Consider the following 25,539-nt stretch of genomic DNA (forward strand, 5'->3'; position numbering starts at 1 on the left):
GCGCTGCCTCAAAAGCGGATGAGGATGCCTGTGGAGTGCGCAAACACTGCCTCGCCTCACGCCTGGCTCACGGGGACCGTTCCGGTGAGCCACAGGACGAGGTTCTCGATCTGCAGCCGATCCGAGACGCGGCTCGCTCCCTTGAGTCCGCGGTCGGCGGCGACGAGGCGGGGGATGATCCGTTCGGCTCGGTCCCGGCCGATGCGGCGGAGGTACCGCTCCACCAGCTCCAGCTCCTTGTAGTAGACGCCCGCCTCCTTGAGGGCGGCCGGCAGGGCCATGGAGCGGGACTTCTCGGTGGCGTTGGCGATCCGGCGGAAGACAAAGTTCATCCCGCCGAGGATCTTTTGCGGGGCTTCTCCGGCGTGGAGAAGTTTCTGGATGCACTCGAGGGCTTCGCCCGGTTTGCCGTCGCGGATGGCGTTGACCATGGTCCAGGTGGTTTCGGCCTTCCAGCCGCCGACGAGCTGGCGGACTTCGTCGACGCCGATCCGTTTCCCGTCGCCGACGAACGAGGCGAGTTTGGCGAGTTCCTGGGCCAGGAGGGTCAGGCTGGTTCCGGCGAGTTCCGGGAGGAGGGCGGCGGCGTCGCGGGTGAGTTGTTTGCCGTACTGGGACTCGGCCTGTTCGGCGAGCCATTTGGCGAGGGCGTTGCCTTCGAGCTGGGAGCAGTCGAGCTCGAGGCCCATCTCGGCGATCTTTTTGGCGAGTTTGGTGTTGGCTCGCCAGGTCTTGAGTTCGAGGACGAGGGTGGAGCGGGAGGAGGGTTTGTCGCAGTAGGCTTCGAGGGCGGGGCGGTGTTCGGTGACGAAGTCATCCGCGCCGTGGACGACGATGACGCGTGCGGAGCCGAACATGGAGACGGTCTGGAGTTCTCCTTTGACCATCTTGAAGTCGCACTGTTTGCCGTCGAAGGGGACGAGTCCCATGGAGGCGTCGGCGTCGGGGCCGAGGAGGGCTTGGGCGAGACGGGAGATGGCGCTGTTTTTGAGGTGGGCTTCGTCGCCGTGGAGGACGATGACCGGGCCGAGTTTGGCGGGGGTCTTGGCGAGGAAGGCGGTGGCGTGGAGGGCGGGCATGGAGAAGATTAGAGCGTGTCTGGAACCGCCTTTCAGTCTCGAACCGCGTTCTAGCCGGCACGGCTGTGCCACCTCAAACCCAACGTGCCACGGCAGCCGGGGTCAAGGGGGCAACCCAACGCCGTTAACCCTGGTTCGTGTTCAAAAAGAAAGTCTTGATGCGACATGGCGTTGTGGAGACGCTTCGGTTCTCACACTGAAACCCACCCACTTCGCCCTCCCGAAAGGATTCGGGGATGCCGCATCAAGACCTGTCTCCGGATGTTGCGCTCAATTCTCGGCATCTCGAGAAAGCTCTGCAATGGCTTCTGGCTGGGACGGACTGGAAGACCATCCTCTTCCGGCACGACTGCACGTGGACGCCACCACTGTTGGTTCGAGCCGCCCTTCTGTGGGCCTGGTCCGATGAGCAGACACTGCAGGAACGGTTTGTCACGACCCACAGGCTGATGGCGCATCTGTTCCCCCATCACGGCCCTCTGGCCGGGTCGTCCCAGGCCTTCATGAAGCTCCTCCGACGCTGGACCGTTCCCCTGGTCTATCTTCTCACGACGGCTCTCCGAAAGCGGATTCGCCAGACGCTCCCCCGGCAGTGGGAATCCTGCGGTCTGGTGGTCTACGGGGTCGATGGCAGCCGAGTGGAGCTCCCTCGCACCCAGTCCCACGAGACGGCCTATGCCCCGTCGTTCAAGAGATCGATCCGGAAGAGGCGCCACCGCCGCCAACGGACGAGAACAGCCGCCGGGGCCAAGGCGGCCCGCGTTCCCCAGATGTGGCTGACGACCTTGTTCCATGTCGGGACGGGGCTTCCGTGGGACTGGCGGATCGGCCCCGCCGACAGCAGTGAGCGGGAACACGCCCTTCAGATGCTCCAGGACCTGCCCGAGGGAAGCTTGATGACGGCGGACGCCGGCTTCGTGGGCTATGACTTCGCCCGGAAAGTCCTGGGAAGCGGCCGGCATCTGCTGGTTCGGGTGGGAGCGAACGTCAAGCTTCTGCGGAAGCTGGGGTTCGTGCGGGAATCGCAAGGAACCGTCTACGTCTGGCCTGACGAGGCCGCCAAACGGCTCGATCCGCCTCTGGTGTTCCGGCTGATCGTGGCCCAGGGACCGAGATCTCCGATCTCTCTGCTCACGAGCGTCCGGGACCCGAAGATCTTGAGCGACCGGGCGGTCCTGGACCTGTACCGCAAACGCTGGGGAGTGGAACTGTTCTATCGAACCCTGAAGCAGACGTTCGGTCGACGAAAACTCCGCAGCCTGTCCTCCCTGAATGCCGCGGTCGAGCTCGAATGGTCGCTGGTCGGCCTGTGGGGCATGGGACTGTCGGTTGCAGTGGAACTGGCGAAGGCCCAGGTTCCGCTGTCTCGAATCAGCATGGCGGGAGTCTTGCGGTCGTTCCGTCGACTGATACGGGACTACCGGCATCCCGTTGTTCGAGGTCAGACGCTGTGCGCGATGCTGCGTGAATCCGTCACCGACCCGTATGAGCGGAAGAACAAGGCCAGCCGGGACTACACACGGAGGAAGAAGGAGCGGCCGGCGGGATCGCCAAAGATCACCAACGCCACGTCCCAGCAGATCGACCAGGCCAGGAGACTCAAGCTCCTCAACCGGGGTTAACGGCGTTGGGGGCAACCCCTTGCCGCCGGAGGCACTTCCATGAGGAACCGTGGTAAACAACGGACGTCCGTTTTGTGGTACCGGCGTCGAGGATTCACCGCTCGCTCTGGACTTTCCGCGGGTTGGGTGAGGGGGCATCCGGCACGCTGTCCGCGCTTGGACACGCGCTCCTTCAGACATCTCTCGACGGCCAGGCCTCCGGCGGGCAAAGGGCCAGAAAAACAACACAGGCCCCTCTGCACTCCCCACCATGGGTTCCCGCTGGACCCCGATATTCTTCGAGTTTGTCGCTCCACCGGATAGAATCACCACGGCACCCGAGTCACCATCCCTCCCGGTCCACCTATGCCCTTTCCGCGTCTCCACGCGATCTGCCTCACGCTCATCGCGTCGCTGGCTCCCCCCGGTCCCATCCACGCCCAGGAACCGGCCGCGAACTTCCAACCCGACTGGCCCAACTTCCGCAACGGCCCCGCCCTCCTCGGCGTGAGCAACACACCCCTCCCCCCCCAGTTCGAACTCCTCTGGGAATACCCCACCGTCGACGGCACCAACTCCACCCCCGCCATCGCCGACAGCCGCGTCTACATCGGAGCCCTCAGCGGCGACCTCCTCTGCCTCGACCTCGCCACCGGCAAGAAGGTCTGGAGCTACCACTCCATCGAGTCCAAGGACCCCAATGAATTCGCCCCCGGCTTCGCCGCCCCGATCGGCATCACGGCCGACCTCGCGATGGGAGGCGACGAAGACGGCGTCTTCCACGCCGTCGACCGCAAGACCGGCGAGAAGCGGTGGACGTTCAAGACCGGCACCATCATCAACGGCGGCCCGGCGATCTATCAGGACAGCGTCCTCGTCGGCTCCCGCGACGGAAAACTCTACCGCCTGAAACTCGCCACCGGCGAAAAGATGTGGGAGTTCGACGCCGGCGGCCCGGTCAACGCCACCGCCACCATCGCCGGCCAGTTCACCTTCATGACCGGCTGCAGCGAGCCCTACCTCCTCGTCGTCGATCTCGAAACCGGCAAGCTCAGCAAGAAGATCGCCATCGACGGCCGGATCATCGCCTCCATCGCCTTCAAGGACGGGATCCTCTACTTCGGAACGGCCGAAGGAAAGATCTGCGCCCTCGACTGGCAGAAGGGGGCCGGCGAGATGGTCTGGGCTCACGAAGTCGCCAACCAGGACCAGCAGATCGACTCCTCCCCCGCGGTCACGGAGAACGAGGTCGTCATCGGCGGACCGGGGAAAATGATCCTGAGCCTCGACCGCAAGACGGGAAAGCCGCTCTGGACCTTCCCCTCGCGGGCCAAGTTCGAAGGCTCGCCGGTCGTGGCCGGAGACAAAGTCGCCGTCGGGGGCGTCGATCGGACGTTCTACGTCCTGACGCTCAAGGATGGCAAAGAGGTCTGGCGCTATGGCGCAGGACAGGCCTTCAAGGGTTCGGCGGCGGTCGGCGGCGGGCGGGTCGTCATCGGGACGGAGGCCGGGGACGGCCGCGTCCTGTGCTTCGGCAAGCGTTGAGTGTCGAGAGTTGAGCGGTAAGCGAAAGAAGGGGAGAGGAGCAGCGCGGTGGTCGTGCATCTTCATCGCCGAAGGGGGCGCCTGACGTTCCGCGTTCCGTCCGGAGAGCGGGCTCCGTTCTCTCTCCTGCTCTCGGTTCTCCTCTTCCTGAGCCTCCTCGCCACCACCGTGCGGGCAGCCGATCCGGCCAAGATCGAACGGGCGATTCAGCAGGGACGGATGGGGCTCAAGGGGCTGTGGGCGGGAGCCGGACCGGGAGGGCGGCGGACGCTGGCGGCGATGGCGCTCCTCAAGTCAGGCGAGCCCCACGGCGGGGAAGTCGAGAAGAAAGAGATCGAGTCGATCCGCGGCAAGATCAAGGACGGCGTCTATTCCCCCAGCACGACGTCGCACGAAGCGATCTACACCGCCGGCGTCGACGCGATGTTCGTCGCCGAGCTGGAGGACCACGACCAGCGGAAGGAACTGATCGAGCCGATCGCGAAGTATCTTCTCGCGGCCCAGCGGGAGAACGGCTCGTTCGACTACATGGAAGGGGCCGCGGAGGGACGGAACACCAACGGCGATACGAGCGTCACCCAGTACGGCTGCCTGGGGCTGTGGGCGGCCGCCCGATGCGAGGTCGAGATCGAGCCGGGGGTCTGGCAGAAGCTCATTGGCTGGCACGCCGCGACCGTGCGTCCGGACGGGATGGTTGCCTACACCCCCTTCCCGGCGCCCATCTCCGTCTCGCCGCAAATGTCGGTGAACAGCCTGGCGTCGATGCACATCGCGATTCTGTTCCTCAATCCCCCCGCCGTGACCAAGCTCCTGAGCGGGACCGCCCCGCCGCCGCGGCCCGAGGTTCCCAAGGAGACGAAGCGATACGGGTTCCTGGAGCCGGTCCCGCTCGAGGTGGCCAAGAAGAAGCGGCCCGTCGTCGCCACGCGGTCCGGGACGGACCTCGCGTCGCAGGCATGCCAGAAGGTGTTCCAGGCGCTGCTCCCCAAGATCAAGCAGCCCCAGTTCACGGGGAACTCGGTCGGCTATTACCTCTATTCGCTGGAGCGGATGGCGGCCCTCAGCAACCGGAAGGACTTTGACGGATACGACTGGTATCAGGGGGGAGCCGATCTTGTGATCCCGCTCCAGGGGCCCAGCGGGATCTGGAGCGGACAGTACGGAGACATCGTCGAGACGAGCTTTGTCATGCTGTTCCTGGTCCGGGCCACGGCCAAAACGCTCGACCTGGCGCCGCCGGAGGAGGTCCGGATTGGCGGCGGTCTCCTGGCCGGAGGGCGGGGGCTGCCGGACAACCTCAAGGCTCCGCCGCCGGATCCCAAGAAGCGGACGAGCCCGCTGGGGGATCTCCTGTCGACGCTGGAGAAAGCGGATCTGAAGACAGTCGAAGAGACGCAGACGGAGCTCGTCGAGCAGATCCAGCTCGGGGACCGGAAGGAGCTGATCGGCAAGACGGATCAGATCCTGAAGCTGTTGACGCATCCCGACGGGGAAGTCCGCCGGACGGCGGTCTGGGCCCTCGGCCGGACCAACGACCTCTTGCTGGCGCGGCATCTCGTCCGGGCGCTCGACGACAAGGATCCCGGCGTTGCGGTCGAGGCGCATAACGCCCTGTGCTGGATCACCCGCAATCCGACGGCGTTCGACCTGCCGCAGGACCCCCAGGAGGAGGTCCCGGAAGGGGCCCCGGCGGAGGCCCGGACGGCCGCCGTGCTTTCGTGGAAGCGCCGCGCCCTCCTGGCATGGGGAGAGTGGTATCTCGCGCACCGGCCGTTCAAGGAACGGGGGGATGCCTTTGAGACGTGGCTGCGGGAACGGATCAGGCAGCTGCGATAGATCCAGGTTGCGTGATGGATCTTCTGATGAATTCCGCGATGGGAGGGGATTCTTTCTGAATCCTGATACAGGCCCGCGGCGTAACTCCAGTGAAAAGCCGCCTGTCGTTGCGGTTCGCGTTCGACCTATCATCCTCCGTCGACGGAATTCGATTGCTGGAGAACGTTTGTGTCTGACATCCCTTCACCCACACCGTCCCCTGTTGCCGGCACCCCTGTGGCCCAGCCCGCCGCCCGGCCCCCGCGGGGAATCCTGCGGACCCTGTTTCTGATTGCGTTCTACGGACTCCTGACGATCTTCGTCGGCGCGGTCCTGGTGGCTTGGTTCCCGATCGAAGGGGCCGTCGCGGGGATCGGGGCGATTCCGTACCTGATCGCCCAGTCGAGCTTTGTCGCTTTGCTCGGCACGACCGTCCTGTGGCTCCTCGCCTTCTCGCGGCTGTCCGGCGGTGTCCGGGCCGCCGGGATCGCCCTGATCGTGATTCCGGTCGTCGCCTTCGTCGCTTCGGTGCGGGACCTCGAGTTCACGGCCGACATGCAGATCCAGCCCGTCTTCCGCTGGCAGAAGCTGCAGACCGAAGTCGTCGACGAGTACCGCCGGCAGACCGCCAAGCCGGCGGGCGAGACGGTCGCTGTCACTGAACCAGTCGCTGCGATTGTCGCCCCCGAAGACATGCCCGCTTACCGCGGTGTGCATCGGGACGGGATCGTGATCGGCCCCGCGGTTCGGGAGAACTGGCGGGAGGTCCCGCCGAAGGAGCTGTGGAAGCACCCCGTCGGCGAAGGCTATTCGTCGTTCGTCGTCGTGGGGGACCGCCTCGTCACGATGGAGCAGCGGACCGAAGGGGAAGCGGTCGTGTGCTACTCCGCCCGGAGCGGCGGCGAGCTGTGGGTTCACCAGACCAAGGCTCTCTTTGACGAAGCCCAGGGAGGCCCGGGACCGCGGGCGACGCCGGAGATCGACGGCGAGCACGTTTACGCCCTGGGAGCGACGGGGGAGCTGCACTGTCTCAAGCTCGGCAGCGGCGAAGTCGTGTGGAGCAAGAACGTGCTCGGCATGACGGGTGTGCAAAACGCCCAGTGGGGGATGACCAGCTCGCCGCTTGTTGTCGACAACCAGCTCGTCGTGAACATCGGCGGGGCGAATGGGAACGGGCTCCTGTCGTTCGACAAGCTCAGCGGCAATCTGCTCTGGAAGACTTCCGGCGCCGGCGGGACGGGGTCGTCGGGGGCAGCCGCCTCAGCGGCCGGTGAGGAGTCGAAGAAGACGGCCGACGCGGGGGAAGACGTGGCTGCGGCCGGGTCGGCGATGGCGGGCTACAGCTCGCCGCAGGTGACGGAGCTCGATGGCGTCCGTCAGATCCTGAACTTCGATGGGACCGCTCTTCGTGGGCACGACATCCAGGACGGGCATGTCCTGTGGACGTATGACTTCCGGAACCCGCCGGGGGTCAATGTCGCGCAGCCGGTGCAGTTGAAGGACGGTTCGCTGATTGTCAGTGCCAGCTATGGGCTGGGGACGGTGCGGCTGAAGATGACGCAGGTGGACGGCAAGTGGACGGTGACGTCGGTGTGGCCGAAGCCTTCGTATGACCTCAAGGCCAAGATGGCGAGCATGATCCTGCATGACGGCTATCTCTACGGGCTGGATGAGGGGATTCTGGTCTGTTTCGACCCGGAGACGGGCAAGCGGACTTGGAAGGGGGGGCGGTACGGGCACGGGCAGTTGCTTGCGACCGGGGACCGGATCGTCGTGCTCTCGGAGAAGGGGGAGGTGATTCTGATTCATCCGAACCCGAAGAAGCTGGAGGAGCTGGCGCGGTTTCAGGCGTTGCCGGCTGATGTGAAGACGTGGAATCCGCCGGCGATGTCGCGTGGCGTGCTCTACGTCCGCAATCATCATTGGATGGCGGCGTACGACATTGCGGCGGAGGCGAGTCGGGAGACGGCGCTGAACCGGTAGTTCCGCGACTTGAGTACCGTCCTTGCCGGCACGACTCCCATAGCTCAAACCCAATGTGCTACGGCAGCCGGGGTCAAGGGGTTTCGACCCCTTGCCGCCGGAGGCGCTTCCATGAGGAACCGTGGGACATAACGGACGTCCCCTTTGTGGAACCGGCGTTGAGGACTCCACGCTCGCTCGGGAATCCCCGCGTCTTGGTGAGGGGGCATCCGGCACGTTGTCCGCGCTTGGACACCGTCTGATTTCCATGGTTTCCGGCGAGACGGCCTCCGGCGGGCAAAGGGGCGTGGCCCCCTTGCATCCCCCACCAGGGTAGCCCCTGGACCCGGTGATTTTGCGGGAACTCAGCAGGCGCCCCGCGCGTCTCGATGGGACGTCCCTCCACAACACGCGACGAGGTGGACCCCAATGAGACCGTTCCTGACCGTCACAACCTGGGCCCTCGTCGGACTTCTGACAATGGCGGCCACATCGCACGGCGACGGACCCGAAGTCTGCAAAACAAGAATCAACCTCTCCCCCCGCCTCTACGCCGCCCACGAAGGCAACTTCGGAGTGAAAATCCTCCCCAAACAGGAGCCCCCCGAAGCCTCCGAGTCCTACGTCTACGAAACCACCCTCCTGATCTATCAGCTCAACCCCGACGGAAGCGAGAAAACCGTCTCCCGCACCGTCCTCGACACCCTGCCGCTCCAGACGCTGGTCTCCAAGCGCGGGGACGTCGTCTCGATCGGCCACCACGGAGTCCGGGGAGACGCCGGAGTCGTCGTCTCGATCTACGGCCAGGATGGAAAACGGAAAGGCGCAGCGGACTTCATCGCCGTCCTCGAAGGCCTGTCAGGCGCCGACCGCAACCTCGCCTACGAGGCCTTCACCCAGGGCCGCGGAGCGACCTTCCGGTACGACTGGTACAGCCGCGACTACGTCGTCCTCCCGATCAGCCCCAAGCGGACCGTCTGGATCGCCCTCGACAACGGCGACGTTATCACCGCGCCGCAGTGAAACGGACTCCGCCGCTTACCCGCTCCCGATCGGCCGCCCATCCGACTTGCGGACACTCGCCGGGAGAACCAGCTCGTGCCCGTCCCGCGGCGGCTCGGGGGGGATGCTCCCCTCCTGCCGCACATGGATCTCGCGCTGCGGGAAGGCGAACTCGATCCCCTCCCGCTGAAATCGGGCCGCGATCTGCGTCAACAGGCCATGCCGCAGTTCGAGATACACGTCGCGAGTCGGCATGTAGACCCGCAGGACGTACTGCATCACCCCCTCGCGGAAGTCGTCGAGAAGCGCGTGCGGCGGCGGGTCCTTGAGGACCAGCGGATGCGCCTGGGCCATCTCCAGGAGCAGGGCCCGGATCCGGTCCGAGTCCGCGTTCCCCGAGACCCCGATGTTAATGCTCATCCGCGAGACGGTCGTCGAGAGGGTCCAGTTGATGACCCGCGTCGTGATGAACTCCTTGTTCGGCACGATCAGCTCCCGCATGTCCCAGTCGGTGATCGTCGCCGCCCGCATATGGATGTTGGAGACCTTCCCGGTGATGTCCCCCACCGTCACCGTGTCGCCGATCCGGATCGGCCGCTCAAACAGCAGCACAAGCCCCGAGACGAAGTTCGCGAAGATCTCCTGCAGGCCGAAGCCGAGACCGACCGAGATCGCCGCCACCAGCCACTGGACCTGCGACCATTGCAGGCCCAGAGCCCCGAACGCCATCGCGAGCCCGGCCCCCGTCACGACGTACTTGGCGACCGTCCCGGTGGCATAGCGGGCCCCGGCGTCGAGCGGGAGCCGCTTGAGGACCGTCAGCTCGAGGAGGCTCGGGACATTCCGCCCCAGGACCATCGTCAGGGCGATCGCGGCGGTCGAGAGGATCAGGTCCGCCAGCGTGATCGGCGTCTTGAGGGTCTTGCCCCCCTCGATGGTCGTCTCGAGCGTCCAGAGCTCTACCTGCCGCAGGGCCCCCAGGGCGGGGAAGACCGAAACCCAGATCCACCACACCCCCATCGCGAGCGCCGTGAGCAGGATCCACTGCAGGGTCTGCCGCGTCTGCTGGTTGATGTCGGAGAGCTTGATCTCCAGCGTCGCGTTCCCTGCCACGGGCGTGTTGGGCGGTATCGGGGTGGCCGCCTGACCGGCCGCCTGAGCCGCGGCGCGGCGCTCCTGCAGCCGCTTCATGCCGAGGGCCCGGTAGGCCATCAACGACCACCGCAGGAGCAGGGCATAGGCGACCACGAGCCCCATGAAGAGCGCGGCCGTGAACAGCATCCGGGCGGCGAGCTGGACCGACGTGTAGTAGTACCCCGAGACCGCCAGCCCGACGAGACATAGCGGCACCGCGATCGAGGCGGCCCGCCACAGCCAGCCGAGCCGCGTCCACCACGTCCCCGCTTCGAGCCGATAGGTGGGAGAGAGGACGCCGCCGACGAGGCGGGTGATCCGGTACGCCGGCAGGAGCAGCAGCGCGTGGACGGCCACGAAGGTCAGTCGGCCGAGCGAGTTCTTGATCGCTTCGTCCGGCTGGAACTCGGTGATCAGGATCACTGCCGCCATCGGCAGGCCGACCAGCATCGAGGAAAGGACCCCCTGGCGGACCTGCTTGAGGCTGGTCGAGTCCCAGCCGAAGTGGGCATCCCCCAGACCGCTCGGCCGGCTGATCTGCCGCAGCAGCTCGAGACCGAAGAACAGCCCCGCGGTGTGCAGCAGCCCTTTCCCCACGGCGTGGACAAAAGGGTCTCCCGCGCCGGCAAACATCAGCCGCCCTCCGAGGACTGCCATCAGCGCAGGCCACGGACTGGCGAGAAAGATCGTCAGGACGAGCGCCTTGACCGTGGGGGTCATGTCCTGGCACGTCCCGCGAAACGCGACCTCTCCGAGCCGCGTCACTTCCCCGCGCCACCGTTTGCGGAACGCCAGCGCGCCGCACCAGAGAGCGGCGAACAGCCCGGCCGCGACGGCGTTGTCCGCGATGTCCTTCCGCAGCGTTTCGCCGACCGCCAGCCAGTGCCGCGGTCCGAGGAGCCACCGCAGGGCGGGGACGACGTCCCGGATCTGCGAGAGGACGAACGGTGAACTGCTGCGGATCCACAGGATCCGCTCGTTGCAGAACGCCAGGTACTCCCGGGTCTTGTCGATCAGCGACTGCTCGTGCGTGTTCTGTTCGACGAGCTTGTCGAGGTAGGCGTTCGTGTCCGAGATCAGGGAGTCGAGGTAGGTCCGCTGCGCCTCCAGCATCGCCTGGACGTCCGTTTCGAAGAGCGCTTGCTCTTCGGGGAGAAGATCCGGCCCGAGTCCTTCCACCACCCCCTTCACGCGATCGTCGAGCGTCGCCAGTTCGTTCCGCTGGTCCTCGTAGTCGATCAGCTCCAGCGAGGTCTCCCCGAGCGTGTCGCCGATCTTGTCCATCCGCGCGCGCTCCGCCGGGATGCTCGGAAGCTCGTCCCGTTGTTTGCGGAGCAGGAGGCCGACGGAGGTGTTGTTCTGCCCCTGGCCCATGTCGACCCGCTTGCGGATCTTCTTGAACTGGGAGTCAAGCTGCTCCAGGCGCGCGCTGACGGAGTCGACGTCGTGGACCGCCTCCTCGATCTGCGCCGCACGGTTCTGTCGGAGCTTCGCGAGCTCCGAGTTCCGCTCGGCAATCGCCCGCAGCGCCGGGTGGGCCTGGGCTTCGGCGCGGCGGGCTTCCCACGCCTGCCGGGCGGTCTCCTGCCGCCGCCGCACGGCGACCTCGTCCCGCAACCGCTTGACGAGCGCTTCGAGCGCCGCCGCCTTCCGGGCCGCCACATCCCGCTGGAGCGGGAGCAGCTCCGCCGCTGCTTCGTAGGACTTGAGCTCGGCCTGTCCCGCCGCCATCTCCGCCTTGAGCGCTTGGCCGCGGAGTTCGAGCAGGAGCTTCGACGCGGCGGCCGCTTCCCCCGGCTCCTCCGCGGTGGGGGGCGCTTCGGCCCGCTTCTCGAGGTCCGTCTGCTGCGTCTTGAGAGCCTCGGCCTGCCGGGTCAGTTCCGCCCGCCGGTCGGTGCGGCGCTTCGGTTCGTCCTGCCACTCCTTGAGGGACTGCTGCGCCGCCGCCAGGTCCGCCTCGACGGCGGTGAGCCGCTGTTGCCAGCTCATCAGCGTGGCGTCCTTGTCGAGGCCGAGCGGCAGCTCCGACTGCGTAGCCGCCAGCTCCCCCTGCTGGGTCTTCACCGCCTCGGGGATGTCGCGCGTCAAGCGGCTGAAGCGTTCGATCCGGGCCTGGGCGTCATCGAGACTCTTCTGGAGCTCGAGAGCCTTCGTGTACAATTCGGTGAGCCGGGCCTTGGCCGGAGCTTCCAGGGTCTCGTCCTGGGGGAGAGCCTTGAGCCGGGCCTGGATGGCTGCCGGAGTTCTGGCCCCCATGCCGAGCGGAGACGCAGCAGCGGGATCGGCCATCGCCCCCTGTCCGCGGACTGCGGCGGGTGCGAACAAGATGAGCGACGCAAAGAGAAGCATCGTCAGCAGCCGCGCGGTGGCGGGGCGGTGACGCATGAAAGCGGCCTTTCATTGGAAGTCGGGACGTTGCGTAAACGCAACAGGGCGGGTGGACGCGAAGTGGCACGGCGGTGTCAGCGCGACCACGGTGGCGTCGTTGGCAGGCGAAATCGGACGCGCTCGATGCGGCTTGCCGACCGGTTTGTGGCGAAACGCAGAGCGCCGGGTGAGCCGTGACGGTATCACCCGGTCGTCCGGAAGGTCCACCCGAATTCGGAGCCGCTCCCGCAATCCGTTCGGGCGGGACGAGTTCGGAAGGGGAGTAGCAAAACCCGTGCGTTTCAGCTGACACCAAGTTGTCGCAGTCTCGCCGTCGGGCCGGTGGGGAGTCTTCGGCCGGCATTGGAAGTGCAACCTCTTCGAGCTTGCTACAGAAGGAACGCAGGAGGACGGACGGGACACGGAGAATCGCGGGAGGAGAGCAAGTCGGTTCGCACCCATGAGTCTGCAACGATGGTCGCCATCCGGTCAGGCCGGACGGTGGCGCGTCAGGGAGGAAGACGTGCACATTACTGAAGTCCGCGTGAAGCTGATGGCGGACGCCCAAGACCGTCTTTTGGCCTTTTGTTCCATCACGTTCGACAACTCGTTTGTCGTCCGGGATCTCAAGATCATCCGGGGGCTGAAGGGGCCGTTCGTGGCGATGCCCAGCCGCAAGCTGACGGACCGTTGCCACGTCTGTGGAAACAAGAACGCCCTCCGCTCGAATTTCTGCAGCCAATGCGGTTTGCGGCTGCGCAACGACCGGGCTCCGCGGGGGCAGGACGGCCGGGCGAAGCTCTATGCCGATATCGCCCACCCGATCAACTCGGAGTGCCGGGAGCTGATCCAGGTTGAGGTGATCAACGCTTTCGATCGCGAGCTCGTCCTCGCCCAGCAGCCGGGATACGTCTGCCGCTATGATGACTATGACGACGGCATGATGGACGAGTTCCACGAGTGGGCCAGCAACGAGTTGCGGACGCACCACAGCTCGGACAATCCGTCGGCGGGCCACGCGGCTCCCGCTGCCGCCGGCGCGGCATCTCCCGCAACTTCGGCGGCCGCATCAGGAGCTGCCCCGTCCGCGGGGTCGGTCCGACCCGCGGACGACGTCCAGCGCCGCATCGACGCTCCGCGCCAGCCCTCCACGCACGGTCCGCACGAAACGCGGCAGGGCCGAAGCGTCGCGCCGGCCGACGAGGACTTCGGCGAAGGGGTTCTCTGACGGGCGTTCCGCTGTCAGCCCTCAGGGCGATCGGTGTGACTCGGCTTCGATGATGCTGGAACGCGTGCGCGCTGCGGTCTGCTCGCGGCTGATGGTTGGTGGCGGATCGCTGGCAGCTCAACTCGCTGCCCCTCTGTCCCATCTCTCACGATGCGCATCGGCAGAAAGTGCCGTTCAGCCCGCATGACCTTCCTGATTGGCAGACTCTAACGCCTCCTTCTCCGGTTTTGCGGAAGTGGCTGCACCGCGCTCGATACTGGACGGGAAGAGATGTCTGGCGGAAGGGGGCGGGCAGGGGGCCGCGCGACCTTCGCAGGCAGTGTTCCTTCTCACCGGTACGGCGATCGTTGCCGTCGCCGGTCGGGGCTTCAGGGTCGGCGTTCACCTCGCGAGAGTCGGAGAGTCACGATGAAGAAGTTGAGCCTGTGGAAAGCGATGCGGATGTCGCTGCAGGTCACGCTGGTGGCCCCCGCCTTCGGGGGTGCCCTGGCGATGGCCCAACAAGCCGCCCCGGTCCAGCTGGGATTCGAAACGGCGCTCGTCAGCGAGGAAGTCACCTCGCCGGTCTCGACGACCGCGCCGTGCCTCGAGGGGACTCCGGGGTGCGCCCCCACCGCTCCCGGCTACCAGCCGGCCGTTCCGGGCCAGGTTCCCCAGGCGACCGTTCCGCAGGCCGCCCCCACCACTCCGGACGCGATCTTCTCCAATCCGGCTCCGACCGCCGCTCCGCAGAACTTCGGTTCGCTGCCGGCGGGGCAGGGAGCCCTGACGGGACAGAACCTGATCGCCGCGGCCAACATGCCTGGCGGCTACCTCGATCCCGCCGCGCCGGTCACGATGTTCCGGCTGCGGTATGACGTCGCCAACGACAACGCCTACGGCGACCGCGGCGAATACTTCTACGCCAAGTGCGGCTGCTTCCGGCAGGCCAACCTCGACCCGAACGCGGCCGGTCCTGGGGGACTGAACACAAGCGTCGACTCCCAGACGCTCTCGGCCTACATGGAATATGCGACGAGCGAGCGGTTCTCGATCTTCGCCGACCTCCCCGTGCGGTTCGTCGACTTCTCGTCGCTGCCGGATCCGGGCGGAACGATGCCCTCTCCTGGAAGCGACGGCGGGCTGGGCGACATGAACGCCGGTTTCAAGTACGCCCTGATCGCCGATCCGGACGAGTACCTGACTTTCCAGCTCCGGACCTACATCCCGACCGGCGAATCGACGAAGGGTCTCGGGACGGACCACGTTTCGATCGAGCCCTCGCTGCTCTACTACCGCCGGCTGTCGCAGCGGTGGATGTTCCAGTCGCAGTTCACGGGTTGGACGCCGATCGGCGGCAGCGACTTCGCGAGCGACGTCCTGCAGTACGGGGCTGGCGTCGGCTACCTCGCGCTCCAGACGAACAGCGTCACGGTCATGCCGACCTTCGAAGCGGTGGGCTGGACGTTCCTTGGCGGTCAGAAGTTCAACCCGCTGTATGGCCAGTCGAGCGCCAACGGCGACACGATCTTCAACATCAAGCCGGGTGTGCGGATCGGCCTGGGCGACCCGAATGGCCCGATGATGATGCCGAGCCACTCGATCTATGCCGGTTTCGGCATCCCGGTCACGAACGAGAAGTTCTACAACGACCTGTTCCGCATCGAGTACCGGATCGTCTTCTAAGTGACGCCGATTTGAGATTCTGACAAAAGGCCGGACGCCCACGCGTCCGGCCTTTTGTTTTTTTGACACCGCGTCCTTGCCGGCACGGCTTGGTAGCTCAAACCCAACGTGCCACGGCAGCCGGGGTCAAGGGGGTCACCCCTTGCCGCCGGAGGCGCTTCCATGCGGAACCGTGGGACACAACGGACGTCCCTTGCGTGGGACCCGCGTTGAGGACTCACCGCTCGCACTGCAATCCCCGCGGGTTGGTGAGGGGGCATACGGCCCGTTGTCCGCGTTTGGATACGATCTCCTTCAGACATCTCTCGACGGCCAGGCCTCCGGCGGGCAAGAGGGCGTTGCCCCCTTGCATCCCCCACCAGGGTGCCCCTGGACCCGGTCAAAGGAGAGTACCATTTCGGCAAGCCGAAGCCCCAACCCCCTCCCCCGGAAGTCGCCTTTGCGCGTATGATGGAAGGTTCGCCGCCTCTCCCGAACCTCCCGCATGACCTCCGAACCGCTCCTTCCGCTCCTCGACACGTTCGGCCGCCAGCACACGAACCTGCGGATCAGCGTCACCGACCGGTGCAACATCCGCTGCTTCTACTGCATGCCGGCCGAGAACGTGCCGTTCATGGAACGGAAGGAACTCCTGACCTACGAAGAGATCGAACGCTTCGTCCGGATCATGATCCCGCTCGGAGTCGAAAAGATCCGGCTCACCGGCGGCGAACCCCTCGTCCGCCGCGATCTCGACCGGCTCGTCGCCCGCATCGTGGCGCTCCCCGGCATCCGCGACGTCGGCCTCACGACCAACGGCCTCCTCCTGGGCGAACAGGCGGAAGGGCTGTACCGCGCCGGACTGCGGCGGCTCAACGTCAGCCTCGACGCCCTCGACCCGATCAAGTTCCGCGAGGTGACGCGGCGCGACGGCTACGAACAGGTCCTCGCAGGACTCAAAGCGGCGGAGCGGGCCGGCTTCCGGGAGATCAAGATCAACGCCGTCTCGATCCGCGGCATGACCGAAGACGAGATCGTTCCCTTCGGCCACTTCGCGCGGCGGACCGGGCACGAGGTCCGGTTCATCGAGTACATGCCGCTCGACGCCGAGTCCGCCTGGGAGCGGGAGAAGGTCCTGTTCGCCAGCGAGATCGTCGAGCGGCTGTCGCGCGAGCTGATGCCACTCGTCCCGCTCCGCGGCGCCGACCCGCACGCCCCGGCGACCGAATACGTCTTCGAAGACGGCGTCGGGCGGATCGGGTTCATTCCGTCGGTGAGCCAGCCATTCTGCGGCTCCTGCAACCGTTTCCGCATCACGGCGGACGGCAAGGTCCGCAACTGCCTGTTCAGTCTCGAGGAGACCGACATCCGGGGCCTGCTGCGGGGAACCGCGGCGGATGCCGAGATCGTCGAGGCGGTCCGCGGCTCGATCGCGCGGAAGTGGGCGGGCCACCACATCAACGCGGCAGACTTCATTCAGCCGAAGCGCCCGATGTACTCAATCGGCGGATAGCACGCCTGTCGCCGATGGGTGCATTCGCCGACTGGTGGTCGCCGAATCTTTTTCCACCGGGTCCAGGGGCACCCTGGTGGGGAGTGCAGAGGGGCCTGTTTTGTTTTTCTGGCCCTTTGCCCGCCGGAGGCCTGGCCGTCGAGAGATGTCTGAAGGTGATCGTGTCCAAACGCGGACAACGTGTCGGATGCCCCCTCACCAACCCGCTTGGAATGCTGAGCGAGCGGTGAGTCTTCAGCGCCGGTCCCACAAAGGGACCGTCCGTTGTGTCCCACGGTTCCGCTACGAAAGTGCCTCCGGCGGCAAGGGGTGACCCCCTTGACCCCGACTGCCATGGCACGTTGGGTCTGAGCTACGGACGCTGCGCCGGCAAGGACGCCCGCTGACCTTGGAAACTGATGAGCCGGCGAACGCTTTCAGCCAAGGCCAAGGTGCGCCATGCCGGCGGAGGTTCCCCGTAAATCCCGTCTTTTGTGGGTTCGCGGCCGCCTCGCCCACGGTCTGTCCAATGAATTCTGAGTGAACCGGCCACATTCTCACTGCTGAACCTTCACGTTTTCTTTACGTGAACCAAACGCGCTCTGAACGGCGGAATCGATGATTCGCGTGCTCGGAATTTCCTCGGAGGAACTATTGATGTCGGTTCGGAAACGCGGGTTCACCCTGATCGAGTTGCTCGTGGTGATCGCCATTCTCGCGGTGCTGGTGGCAATTCTGTTGCCGGCCGTTCAGCAGGCCCGGCAGGCCGCCCGTCGTTCCCAGTGCTCCAACAACATGCGGCAGCTGGGACTCGGGATGCACAACTATCACGAAGTCAGCAACGTCCTGCCGTACGGCTGGGACACCTTCGAAGGAAGCTGGCACTGCCAGATCCTTCCGTTCATCGACCAGGGCGCTCTCTGGAACAAGTTCATCTGGCAGGAAAGCGGACCCGGCAACTGGGACTCCGGCAGCGCCAACACGGTCGCCTGCGCGACCTTTGTTCCGACCTTCATCTGCCCAAGCTACTCCGGACCGAGCAAGCTGACGAACCAGGGAATCACCGATCGCCGTCCCGTCTCCTACCGGGCCAGCACCGGCAGCAAGGCCGTGGCGGACGAAAGTAACGACATCACCGGCCAGACCGTGGTCGCGTTCGACGAGGTGCCGCAGGACGGAATGTTCTGGGGCTGCTCCAGCGTCCGTTTCGCAGACGTTTCCGACGGACTCTCGAACACGATCATGATCGGCGAGTCCTACACGGATCCGCAGTACAGCAAGGACGGCCAGGGAATGGACTTCTGGCAGTTCGGCTCGCCCCAGACCGGCGGATGGGCTCCCGGGAATACGAGCGGAGGCGAGTTCACGGAGTTCGTCGGTTCCTGCAACGGGCCGATCAACGCCCGCCTCCAGCCGAGCGTCCACGGGGCGATCATGGAAGCCTCGTTCGGCAGCTACCACCCCGGCGGCGCGTTCTTTGTGATCGGCGACGGGAGCGTGAAGTTCATCAGCGAGAACATCGACATCGTCAGCTACCAGGGAATGGGAAGCCGCGCCGGCAACGAGCGCGTCGTGATGCCGGAGTAAGGGTTTCGCTGGTTTCGATCGGGCCCGCCGACTCGGTGTCCGCAACGGCGGACCACTGGAGCGGCGGGCCGTTTTGTTTTGACGAGCCGGTGCCGGCTCGTTGCGTTCGACCGACTTGTTCTCTGGAAGATGTCGTTATGTCTCGTGGCGGTTTCGTGTGGGCAGCAGTTGTGGCGGTGTCGGTCGGAGTTCTGGCGGGCTGCGATGCACCGCCTCAGTCGAACTACGACGGACTGGGACTTGTTCCGGTGACCGGAACGATCACCCTCGACGGCCAGCCACTGGCGGGGGCGGTCGTCAGCTTTGACGCTCCCGACGGCCAGTTCGCCTATGGGCTGACCGATTCCAGCGGGAACTACAGCCTGCAGGTGGACTCCGTCGCGAAAGGGTGCCCGAGCGGCCCGCGGACGGTCCGCATCAGCACGGCCCGCAAGGTCCTGGGCCTGAACTCCGACGAAGAAGGGGGGAGCGGCGGCGAAGGTCCTCCCAAGCCTAAGGCGGAAGAGCGGGTCCCGGAGAAGTTCAACAAGAACTCGGAACTGAAGATCGAAGTCACCAAGGACAAGACCGACTACGACTTCGATCTGAAGTCGTAGCGAGTTGTCGGACTTGAGCCGTCAGTTCTCAGTGGGCGCGCCGGTCGCGGTCGGACCGGCTGTGAGAATGGACGACGAGGCGGCGGAGCGCGCAGCAAATCTCCGCGGGCCGGCGCGGGCCGGCCGCTTTTCGGTGGCGAATTCTGCCGGGGCTGCGTAACCTCCGAAATGTGCGGAGGTTCGCTCGCTTCCGCCGGTCCCGACCTCGCTGATCCTCGCGGAGGCCGCTCCCGATGTTTTCCGTCCGTCACGTCTCCCGACGTGCCGCCGCTGGCGTCTTGGCCCTGTTGACGCTCGTTGTTCTCTCCGGATGCCCTGGCTCCGGCGGCACCTCCAACGAGATCCTGATCGGACACTACGGGTCGCTGACCGGTTCGGAGGCGACCTTCGGAACCTCGACCGACAACGGCATCAAGATGGCCGTCGAGGAGTTCAACGCCGCCGGCGGTCTGAACGGCAAGAAGGTCCGGCTGATTACGTACGACGACAAGGGAGACGCCAAGGAGGCGGGGAACGCCGTCACCAAGCTCGTCACGAACGACGGCGTCAAAGCGGTCATCGGCCAGGTCGCCTCCAAGCTCTCGCTCGCCGGCGGACCGATCTGCCAGGAGCACGGCGTCCCGATGATCAGCCCCTCCTCGACCAATCCCAAGGTGACCGAGATCGGGGACATGGTCTTCCGGGTCTGCTTCATCGACCCGTTCCAGGGCTCGGTCTGCGCCCGGTTCTGCCGCGACCAGCTCAAGGCCGAGAAGGCCGCGATCTTCTACGACCAGTCGAGCCCCTACTCCGTCGGCCTGATGGAGGAGTTCGAGAAGGCGTTCGTCAAAGCCGGCGGCACCGTCGTCCGCAAGGAGACGTTCCAGGCGGGCGACCAGGATTTCTCCTCGCAGCTCACGCAGATCCGCGGCAGCGAGCCGAACGTCGTCTTCATCCCGGTCTACTACGCCCAGATCGGCAACATCGCCCAGCAGGCCCGGAAGCTGGGGATTCAGGTCCCGATGATCGGGGCGGACGGCTGGGAGTCGGGTGAGCTGACCTCGCTGGCGGCGGGGGCTCTCGATGGATGCTACTACTCGAGCCACTACTCGCAGGAGAGTGACTCGCCGAAGGTCAAAGAGTTCCTGGCGAAGTACAAGGACCAGTACAAGGGGGAGGCTGACAGCATGGCGGCTCTGGGCTACGACGCGGCAAAGGTGTTGTTCGAGGCGATGAAGAAGGCCCCTTCGCTGGAGGGGAAGGATCTGGCGGCCGCGATCGCCAAGACACGGGACTTCGACGGCGTGACGGGCAAGATCACGCTCAACGAGAAACGCGACGCCGTGAAGCCGGCGGTGATCCTGGAGATCAAGAACGGGCAGCCGAAGTACCTGACGACGATCGAGCCGGACGCGCCGTAGGGAAAGGGCAGAGGAGTCAGGATCGTCCATCTCCTGGAACCGTCCGTCTCCCACCCCGTCTCCTCGCCTGAATCCCAGTTCCTAACTCCTGGATCCTCTCTTCCTCCGGATGACGGACTTCGTCCAGACCCTCGTGTCTTCCATCACGGTCGGCAGCCTCTATGCGCTGATCGCCCTGGGATACACGATGGTTTACGGCATCCTGCGGTTCATCAACTTCGCCCACGGCGACATCGTCGTCCTGGGGGCCTGGTTCAGCTACACGCTCGCGACGAAGTTCGGGTACGTCGGGGCCGATGCTCCCTGGTACGCGGGGCTGCTCGTCCTGCTCAGCTCCTGCGCCCTGTGCAGCCTCATCGGGTTCATCATTGAGCGGTTCGCCTACCGGCCGCTCCGCCGCTCCCCGCGGCTCAACATCCTGATCACGGCGATCGGCGTCTCGCTCCTGCTGCAGAACATCGGCATCCAGACCTGGGCCTTCGGCGCCAGTCCGCGGGCGATGCCGAACCTCTGGCCGAACCGCGACCTGATCCGCATGACCTTCGGCTCCGGGACGGTCGTGATTGGTCTCGTCGACGTCCTGATCCTGAGCCTCTCGGCGATCCTGATGGTCGCCCTCCAGTACCTCGTCTTCCACACGAGCCTCGGCCGGGCGATGCGGGCCATTTCCTTCAACGCCGACACCGCGGCCCTGATGGGGATTCCGGTCGACCGCGTCGTCTCGATGACCTTCGTCCTCGGCTCCGCCCTCGCGGCGGCGGCCGGGTTCCTGTTCGTCATGAAGTACCCCGCGGCCCTGAACCACCCCGCCGATCCGGCCTGGGTGCTGCTGGGGCTCAAGGCGTTCGTCGCGGCCGTTGTGGGAGGGATCGGAAGCATCCGCGGGGCGGTCGCCGGGGGCTTCGTGATCGCCTTCGTCGAACAGTTCGGCATGTTCTACATCGGGGCCAGCTATCGCGATGTCTACGTTTTCGGGCTTCTCGTCCTGATCCTCCTCGTGAAGCCGACCGGCATTCTCGGGTCACCTTTGCGGGAGAAGGTGTGATGGGAGTGGGGAGAGGCGGAAGGCTTAAGGCGGAAGGCGAAAGGAAGAGGACCGTGCGGTCACGGGCTCGTCTTGCTTCTTTGGACCCACGACCAACGGCACACTACCCACTGGAGCGCTCCTGAGATGCCGACGACGATGCATCTGGACTCGCTCCGCCGCCCTTCGCCGCTCCAGACAGTCTGGCAGTCGGTCTGGCCGCTCCTCGTCGGGATCGGCCTGGCCCTCGTCCTGCACTTTGCCCTCCCTAAAGTCGTCAACGGTTACCGGGTCCGGATCGCGATGGACATCGGGATGGCGATGATCTTCGCCGTCTCGCTCAACATCGTGAACGGCATGACCGGCCAGTTCTCGATCGGACACGCGGGCTTCATGGCCCTCGGCGGCTACACGGCCGGCCTCATCACCTACTACGTCTCGCTCACGGCGTGGCATTCCACGGCCCGCCACGGCGGCTTTCTCGGTGTCGGCGAGTGGCTGTTCTTCTTCTCCTGCATCGTCGGCGGACTGGTGGCGGCCGGGCTTGGGTATCTCGTGGGCCTCCCGTCACTCCGTCTTCGCGGCGACTACCTCGCGATCGTGACGCTCGGCTTCGGCGAGATCCTCCGCGTCCTGCTGCAGCAGACCAATCCCGTCATCGACGACTATTCGGAGCTGCAGAGCGCCACCGCCGCGCAGCTCTTTCCACCTCCCGTCGGCGGAGCCCTGGGGTTCAACGGTATCCCGAAGTACACGAGCATTTTCTGGGTCTACACCTGGCTGGCGATCACCGTCATCGCCGCCTGGCGGCTCAAGAATTCGAGCCTCGGCCGGGCCATGATCTCGATCCGCGAGGATGAGATCGCCGCGCGGGCCATGGGGGTCAACGTCACCCGCCAGAAGGTGTGGGCCTTCATCCTGGCCGCCTTCTTCGCCGGCTGCGGCGGCGGACTGTTTGCCCACGAGTTCGGACTGAACATCGAGCCGCGGGACGCCGGATTCCAGCGGTCGTTCGATTACATCATCATGGTCGTCCTCGGCGGCAGCGGTTCGATCACCGGCTCGATGATCTCGGCGGCGATCCTGACCTGGCTGCCGGAGGCCCTCCGCGACTTCCAGAAGTACCGCCTCATCGCCTACGCCGCCCTGCTGGTCGGGATGATGCTCATCCGTCCGCAGGGACTCCTCGGCTTCCGCGAGATCTGGGAGATCTGGCCCCTGTCGAAGTTCTTCGGCCGGAAGGGGCTGGCGAACGAGTCCGTCGAACGAGACGGTCGAACGGAAGGGAGCCGCGGCATGAGGAGGCTTCCGTGATCGCTTCGCCCGCACCGCTCCTCAACGTCCAGAAGCTCAGCATCGCCTTCGGGGGGTTGAAGGCGGTCCAGGATTTTTCGCTGGTGCTGCCGGACAAGGCGCTCTACGGCCTGATCGGTCCCAACGGGGCGGGCAAGACGACGGTCTTCAACCTGCTGACGGGGGTGTACCGCGCCGATTCGGGCGAGATCACGCTCGCCGGTAACAACCTCAAAGGACGCAAGCCGGAGGCAATCACGGCCGCGGGTCTGGCCCGGACCTTCCAGAACATCCGTCTCTTCGGCGAGCTGAGCGTTCTCGACAACGTCCGCCTCGCCTGTCAGGTGCGGGGCCAGCACACGCTCGTCCGGACGCTGTTCCGCACGCAGCACTACCGCACGCAGGAAGACCGTTTCCGGGCGAAGGCGCTCGATCTCCTGGACCTGTTCCAGATGGGCCCGCTGGCGGACCAGCCGGCGAACTGCCTGGCCTACGGCTACCAGCGGCGGCTGGAGATCCTGCGGGCCCTGGCGACCGAGCCCAAGGTCCTGCTCCTTGATGAGCCGGCGGCGGGAATGAACCCGCAGGAGAAGCGGGAGCTGGCGCAGTCGATCCGCCACATCCGCGACAGCTTCGGCGTCGCGATCCTGCTGATCGAGCACGACATGGGGCTCGTGATGGACATCTGCGAGCGGATCACGGTCCTCGACCAGGGCCAGATCATCAGCGAAGGCCCCCCGGCCGCGGTTCAGAACTGCCCGCGGGTGATCCAGGCGTACCTCGGTGTCGAGGGCTGATTGGTTAAACACCAAGACACAAAGATTGCACCAAGGACACCAAGGTCTTCGCTGCACCTGTATTCTTTGTGACCTTGGTGCCTCCTTGGTGTCTTGGTGTTTAACTCTTCTGCCTCATCAGAAGAGTTCGCTTACGGGTCGGCCGTTCTCTTCGACGATGTAGCGGGGGCGGCCGCGGTCGTCGTCGTAGGTCGCGTCGAGCGGGACACCCATGTACTGGTAGATCGTCGCCGCCAGGTCGCCGGGAGTGACGGGACGGGAGGCGATCGTGCCCCCTTGCGGGTCGCTGCTGCCGATCACCTGGCCGTGCCGCAGGCCGCCGCCGGCGAGGCACATCGACATCACCTCGGGCCAGTGGTCCCGGCCATCGGTGCTCCCCTGCGTTCCCATGTTCGGCGTCCGGCCGAATTCCCCCATCGCGATCACGAGCGTACTGTCGAGGAGACCGCACCGCTCAAGGTCGCTGACCAGCGTCGTCAGCAGATGGTCGAAGAGCGGCAGCAGCGGGCCGAGTCCCTTTGAGATCCCGCCGTACGGCGGAATGTTGTCGCCATGCGTGTCCCAGGTTCCGGAGGCGCCGTGGTAGCTGAGGTCGAGCGTCACGAAACTCGAGCCCGCCTGCACGAGCCGCCGGGCGACGAGCGCCTGCTGGCACCACAGGTGTTTTCCATAGCGGTCGCGGACCGCGGCCTCTTCCCGCGAGAGGTCGAAGGCCCGCTGCGCCTTCTGGCCGAGCAGCATCTCGACCGCCTGCTGCTGGTAGACGTCTCCCGCCTCCATGATCCCGGACTGGTCGAGGTTCGTCCGCATCCGGTCGAACTGCGTTGCCAGCTCACGGCGGCTCTCCAGCCGCTCCACTGAGACACCGCTCGACATCCGGAAGATGTCGGCCCCGGTCATCTGGCCGGTGTCGACGCCGACATCCGTCAGGATCGGCAGCCGCGTGGCGGTGTTGGCCAGGAACGGGTCGTACTCCTTCCCGAGCCAGCCGCCGTAGGCGACGTGCGTGCGGGACTTCTGAAAGGCGACGTAGGCGGGCATCGCATCGGTCTGATCGCGGCGGTGCTTGGCGATGATGGAGCCGAAGCTGGCGTACTTGTCTCCGTTGGGGTTGCTCCGCGGCTCCGCCTCGCGGTTACCGGTCTGCATGACCTTGTTGGGCTCGTGGTTGCTTCCTTTGCAGTCGACCGACCGGATGACGGTCAGCTTGTCCATCATCCCGGCGATCTTCGGCAGATGTTCGCAGACGATGACGCCGGGGAGCTTTGACGAGATGACGGAGAATGGCCCGCGGTTGTTGTACGGGCGATCCGGCTTGGGGTCCCACATGTCGATGTGGCTCGGCCCGCCCGCCATCCAGAGCAGGATCACGCTTTTGGGCCGGGCCCCGGCCGCCGCGCCCTGGGCCTGTTGCTGGAGGAGCCGTGGGAGCGTCAGTCCGCCGATTCCTGCCAGACCGACCTTGAGGACATTGCGACGGGAGTGGACCTGGAGACCTTCTGGGCGCCGGGCGTTGAGAAAGGACCAGACCGGCGAAGAAGCGTGCGCAGCGTCATTCATGGACGGAACCGGGGATTCCTGGGCGACGACGATCCATCAATGCGAGCTGATGAGATGGTAGCGAGGAGTCCTGGCGGAGGCAATTCGCGATTTCGCGGCCGGTTCGCCGATTGGTGGTCACCAAATGCAGGGTCCAGGGGCACCCTGGTGGGGAGTGCAGAGGGGCAACGCCCCTTTGCCCGCCGGAGGCCCTCTCGTCGAGAGATGTCTGAAGGAGCGTGTGTCCAAACGTGGACACGGTGTCGTATGCCCCCTCACCAACCCGCGGGGATTCCAGTGCGAGCGGCAAGTCCTCCACGCCGGCTCCACAAAGGGGACATCCGTTGCTTACAACGGTTCCTCACAGGAGTGCCTCCGGCGGCAAGGGGTCGCCCCCTTGACCCCGGCTGCCGTGGCACATTGGGTTTGAGCTA

The 25,539-nt window shown here is 65.7% G+C and carries 17 protein-coding genes; 14 read left to right on the forward strand and 3 right to left on the reverse strand.

What is annotated here, in order from left to right; genetic code table 11:
* Positions 1-56: 56 nt before the first annotated feature.
* The gene (holA, locus tag VT03_RS17550) at positions 57-1,079 is read right to left on the reverse strand and encodes a DNA polymerase III subunit delta (protein WP_075094181.1); all 1,023 of its coding nucleotides are present in this window, start codon (positions 1,077-1,079) and stop codon (positions 57-59) included.
* A gap of 236 nt (positions 1,080-1,315) precedes the next feature.
* Between holA and VT03_RS17555 the strand changes: the two genes are divergently transcribed.
* From VT03_RS17555 to VT03_RS17575, 5 genes are all read left to right on the forward strand, one after another.
* The gene (locus VT03_RS17555) at positions 1,316-2,701 is read left to right on the forward strand and encodes a transposase (RefSeq protein ID WP_075091179.1); all 1,386 of its coding nucleotides are present in this window, start codon (positions 1,316-1,318) and stop codon (positions 2,699-2,701) included.
* Between the two features lie 345 nt (positions 2,702-3,046).
* A complete protein-coding gene (locus VT03_RS17560; protein ID WP_075094182.1) occupies positions 3,047-4,225 on the forward strand; it encodes a PQQ-binding-like beta-propeller repeat protein in 1,179 nt (392 codons plus the stop codon).
* A gap of 48 nt (positions 4,226-4,273) precedes the next feature.
* Entirely contained in the window at positions 4,274-6,061 is a 1,788-nt protein-coding gene (locus VT03_RS17565) for a HEAT repeat domain-containing protein (protein ID WP_075094183.1), read from the forward strand.
* 168 nt (positions 6,062-6,229) lie between these two features.
* Positions 6,230-8,023, forward strand: coding sequence for a PQQ-binding-like beta-propeller repeat protein (locus VT03_RS17570; protein WP_156514575.1), 1,794 nt, complete (start codon positions 6,230-6,232; stop codon positions 8,021-8,023).
* Positions 8,024-8,431: 408 nt separating this feature from the next.
* Entirely contained in the window at positions 8,432-9,025 is a 594-nt protein-coding gene (locus VT03_RS17575) for a hypothetical protein (protein WP_075094185.1), read from the forward strand.
* Between the two features lie 15 nt (positions 9,026-9,040).
* Here VT03_RS17575 and VT03_RS17580 read toward each other — a convergent pair whose 3' ends face one another.
* Positions 9,041-12,523, reverse strand: a complete 3,483-nt coding sequence (locus tag VT03_RS17580) for a mechanosensitive ion channel domain-containing protein (protein ID WP_075094186.1) — start codon at positions 12,521-12,523, stop codon at positions 9,041-9,043.
* Between the two features lie 505 nt (positions 12,524-13,028).
* On the opposite strand from VT03_RS17580, the gene VT03_RS17585 reads away from it, so the two are divergent.
* The 9 genes from VT03_RS17585 to VT03_RS17625 all read left to right on the forward strand — a co-directional run bounded on the left by VT03_RS17585 (position 13,029) and on the right by VT03_RS17625 (position 23,566).
* A complete protein-coding gene (locus VT03_RS17585) occupies positions 13,029-13,733 on the forward strand; it encodes a SpoVG family protein (RefSeq protein WP_082846305.1) in 705 nt (234 codons plus the stop codon).
* Positions 13,734-14,141: 408 nt separating this feature from the next.
* Complete coding sequence (locus VT03_RS17590; RefSeq protein ID WP_075094188.1) at positions 14,142-15,398, forward strand: hypothetical protein; 1,257 nt, start codon at positions 14,142-14,144, stop codon at positions 15,396-15,398.
* 484 nt (positions 15,399-15,882) lie between these two features.
* Positions 15,883-16,890, forward strand: coding sequence for a GTP 3',8-cyclase MoaA (moaA, locus tag VT03_RS17595; protein WP_075094189.1), 1,008 nt, complete (start codon positions 15,883-15,885; stop codon positions 16,888-16,890).
* A gap of 636 nt (positions 16,891-17,526) precedes the next feature.
* The gene (locus VT03_RS17600; protein ID WP_075094190.1) at positions 17,527-18,456 is read left to right on the forward strand and encodes a DUF1559 domain-containing protein; all 930 of its coding nucleotides are present in this window, start codon (positions 17,527-17,529) and stop codon (positions 18,454-18,456) included.
* Between the two features lie 137 nt (positions 18,457-18,593).
* Positions 18,594-19,052, forward strand: a complete 459-nt coding sequence (locus VT03_RS17605; protein WP_075094191.1) for a carboxypeptidase-like regulatory domain-containing protein — start codon at positions 18,594-18,596, stop codon at positions 19,050-19,052.
* 233 nt (positions 19,053-19,285) lie between these two features.
* Positions 19,286-20,452, forward strand: a complete 1,167-nt coding sequence (locus VT03_RS17610; protein ID WP_075094192.1) for an ABC transporter substrate-binding protein — start codon at positions 19,286-19,288, stop codon at positions 20,450-20,452.
* Between the two features lie 109 nt (positions 20,453-20,561).
* Entirely contained in the window at positions 20,562-21,497 is a 936-nt protein-coding gene (locus VT03_RS17615; RefSeq protein ID WP_075094193.1) for a branched-chain amino acid ABC transporter permease, read from the forward strand.
* Positions 21,498-21,623: 126 nt separating this feature from the next.
* On the forward strand, positions 21,624-22,790 hold the full coding sequence (locus tag VT03_RS17620) for a branched-chain amino acid ABC transporter permease (protein ID WP_075094194.1): 1,167 nt from the start codon (positions 21,624-21,626) through the stop codon (positions 22,788-22,790).
* Complete coding sequence (locus tag VT03_RS17625) at positions 22,790-23,566, forward strand: ABC transporter ATP-binding protein (protein WP_075097169.1); 777 nt, start codon at positions 22,790-22,792, stop codon at positions 23,564-23,566. The genes VT03_RS17620 and VT03_RS17625 overlap by 1 nt, the downstream gene beginning before the upstream one ends.
* 117 nt (positions 23,567-23,683) lie before the next feature.
* Here the strand turns inward: VT03_RS17625 and VT03_RS17630 are convergent, their stop codons facing one another.
* Positions 23,684-25,126 carry a DUF1501 domain-containing protein gene (locus VT03_RS17630; protein ID WP_075094195.1) on the reverse strand — a complete coding sequence of 481 codons (1,443 nt, stop codon included), beginning with the start codon at positions 25,124-25,126 and terminating at the stop codon, positions 23,684-23,686.
* Between the last annotated feature and the right edge of the window lie 413 nt (positions 25,127-25,539).

Origin of the sequence: Planctomyces sp. SH-PL14, assembly GCF_001610835.1 — a bacterium.
GTDB lineage: Bacteria > Planctomycetota > Planctomycetia > Planctomycetales > Planctomycetaceae > Planctomyces_A.

Excerpts from the sequence above, each read along its gene's own strand:
- holA (WP_075094181.1), bottom strand. The coding sequence starts at position 1,079 with ATGCCCGCCCTCCACGCCACCGCCTTCCTCGCCAAGACCCCCGCCAAA.
- VT03_RS17555 (WP_075091179.1), top strand. The coding sequence starts at position 1,316 with ATGCCGCATCAAGACCTGTCTCCGGATGTTGCGCTCAATTCTCGGCAT.
- VT03_RS17560 (WP_075094182.1), top strand. The coding sequence starts at position 3,047 with ATGCCCTTTCCGCGTCTCCACGCGATCTGCCTCACGCTCATCGCGTCG.
- VT03_RS17575 (WP_075094185.1), top strand. The coding sequence starts at position 8,432 with ATGAGACCGTTCCTGACCGTCACAACCTGGGCCCTCGTCGGACTTCTG.
- VT03_RS17580 (WP_075094186.1), bottom strand. The coding sequence starts at position 12,523 with ATGCGTCACCGCCCCGCCACCGCGCGGCTGCTGACGATGCTTCTCTTT.
- VT03_RS17590 (WP_075094188.1), top strand. The coding sequence starts at position 14,142 with ATGAAGAAGTTGAGCCTGTGGAAAGCGATGCGGATGTCGCTGCAGGTC.
- moaA (WP_075094189.1), top strand. The coding sequence starts at position 15,883 with ATGACCTCCGAACCGCTCCTTCCGCTCCTCGACACGTTCGGCCGCCAG.
- VT03_RS17600 (WP_075094190.1), top strand. The coding sequence starts at position 17,527 with ATGTCGGTTCGGAAACGCGGGTTCACCCTGATCGAGTTGCTCGTGGTG.
- VT03_RS17605 (WP_075094191.1), top strand. The coding sequence starts at position 18,594 with ATGTCTCGTGGCGGTTTCGTGTGGGCAGCAGTTGTGGCGGTGTCGGTC.
- VT03_RS17610 (WP_075094192.1), top strand. The coding sequence starts at position 19,286 with ATGTTTTCCGTCCGTCACGTCTCCCGACGTGCCGCCGCTGGCGTCTTG.
- VT03_RS17615 (WP_075094193.1), top strand. The coding sequence starts at position 20,562 with ATGACGGACTTCGTCCAGACCCTCGTGTCTTCCATCACGGTCGGCAGC.
- VT03_RS17620 (WP_075094194.1), top strand. The coding sequence starts at position 21,624 with ATGCCGACGACGATGCATCTGGACTCGCTCCGCCGCCCTTCGCCGCTC.
- VT03_RS17630 (WP_075094195.1), bottom strand. The coding sequence starts at position 25,126 with ATGAATGACGCTGCGCACGCTTCTTCGCCGGTCTGGTCCTTTCTCAAC.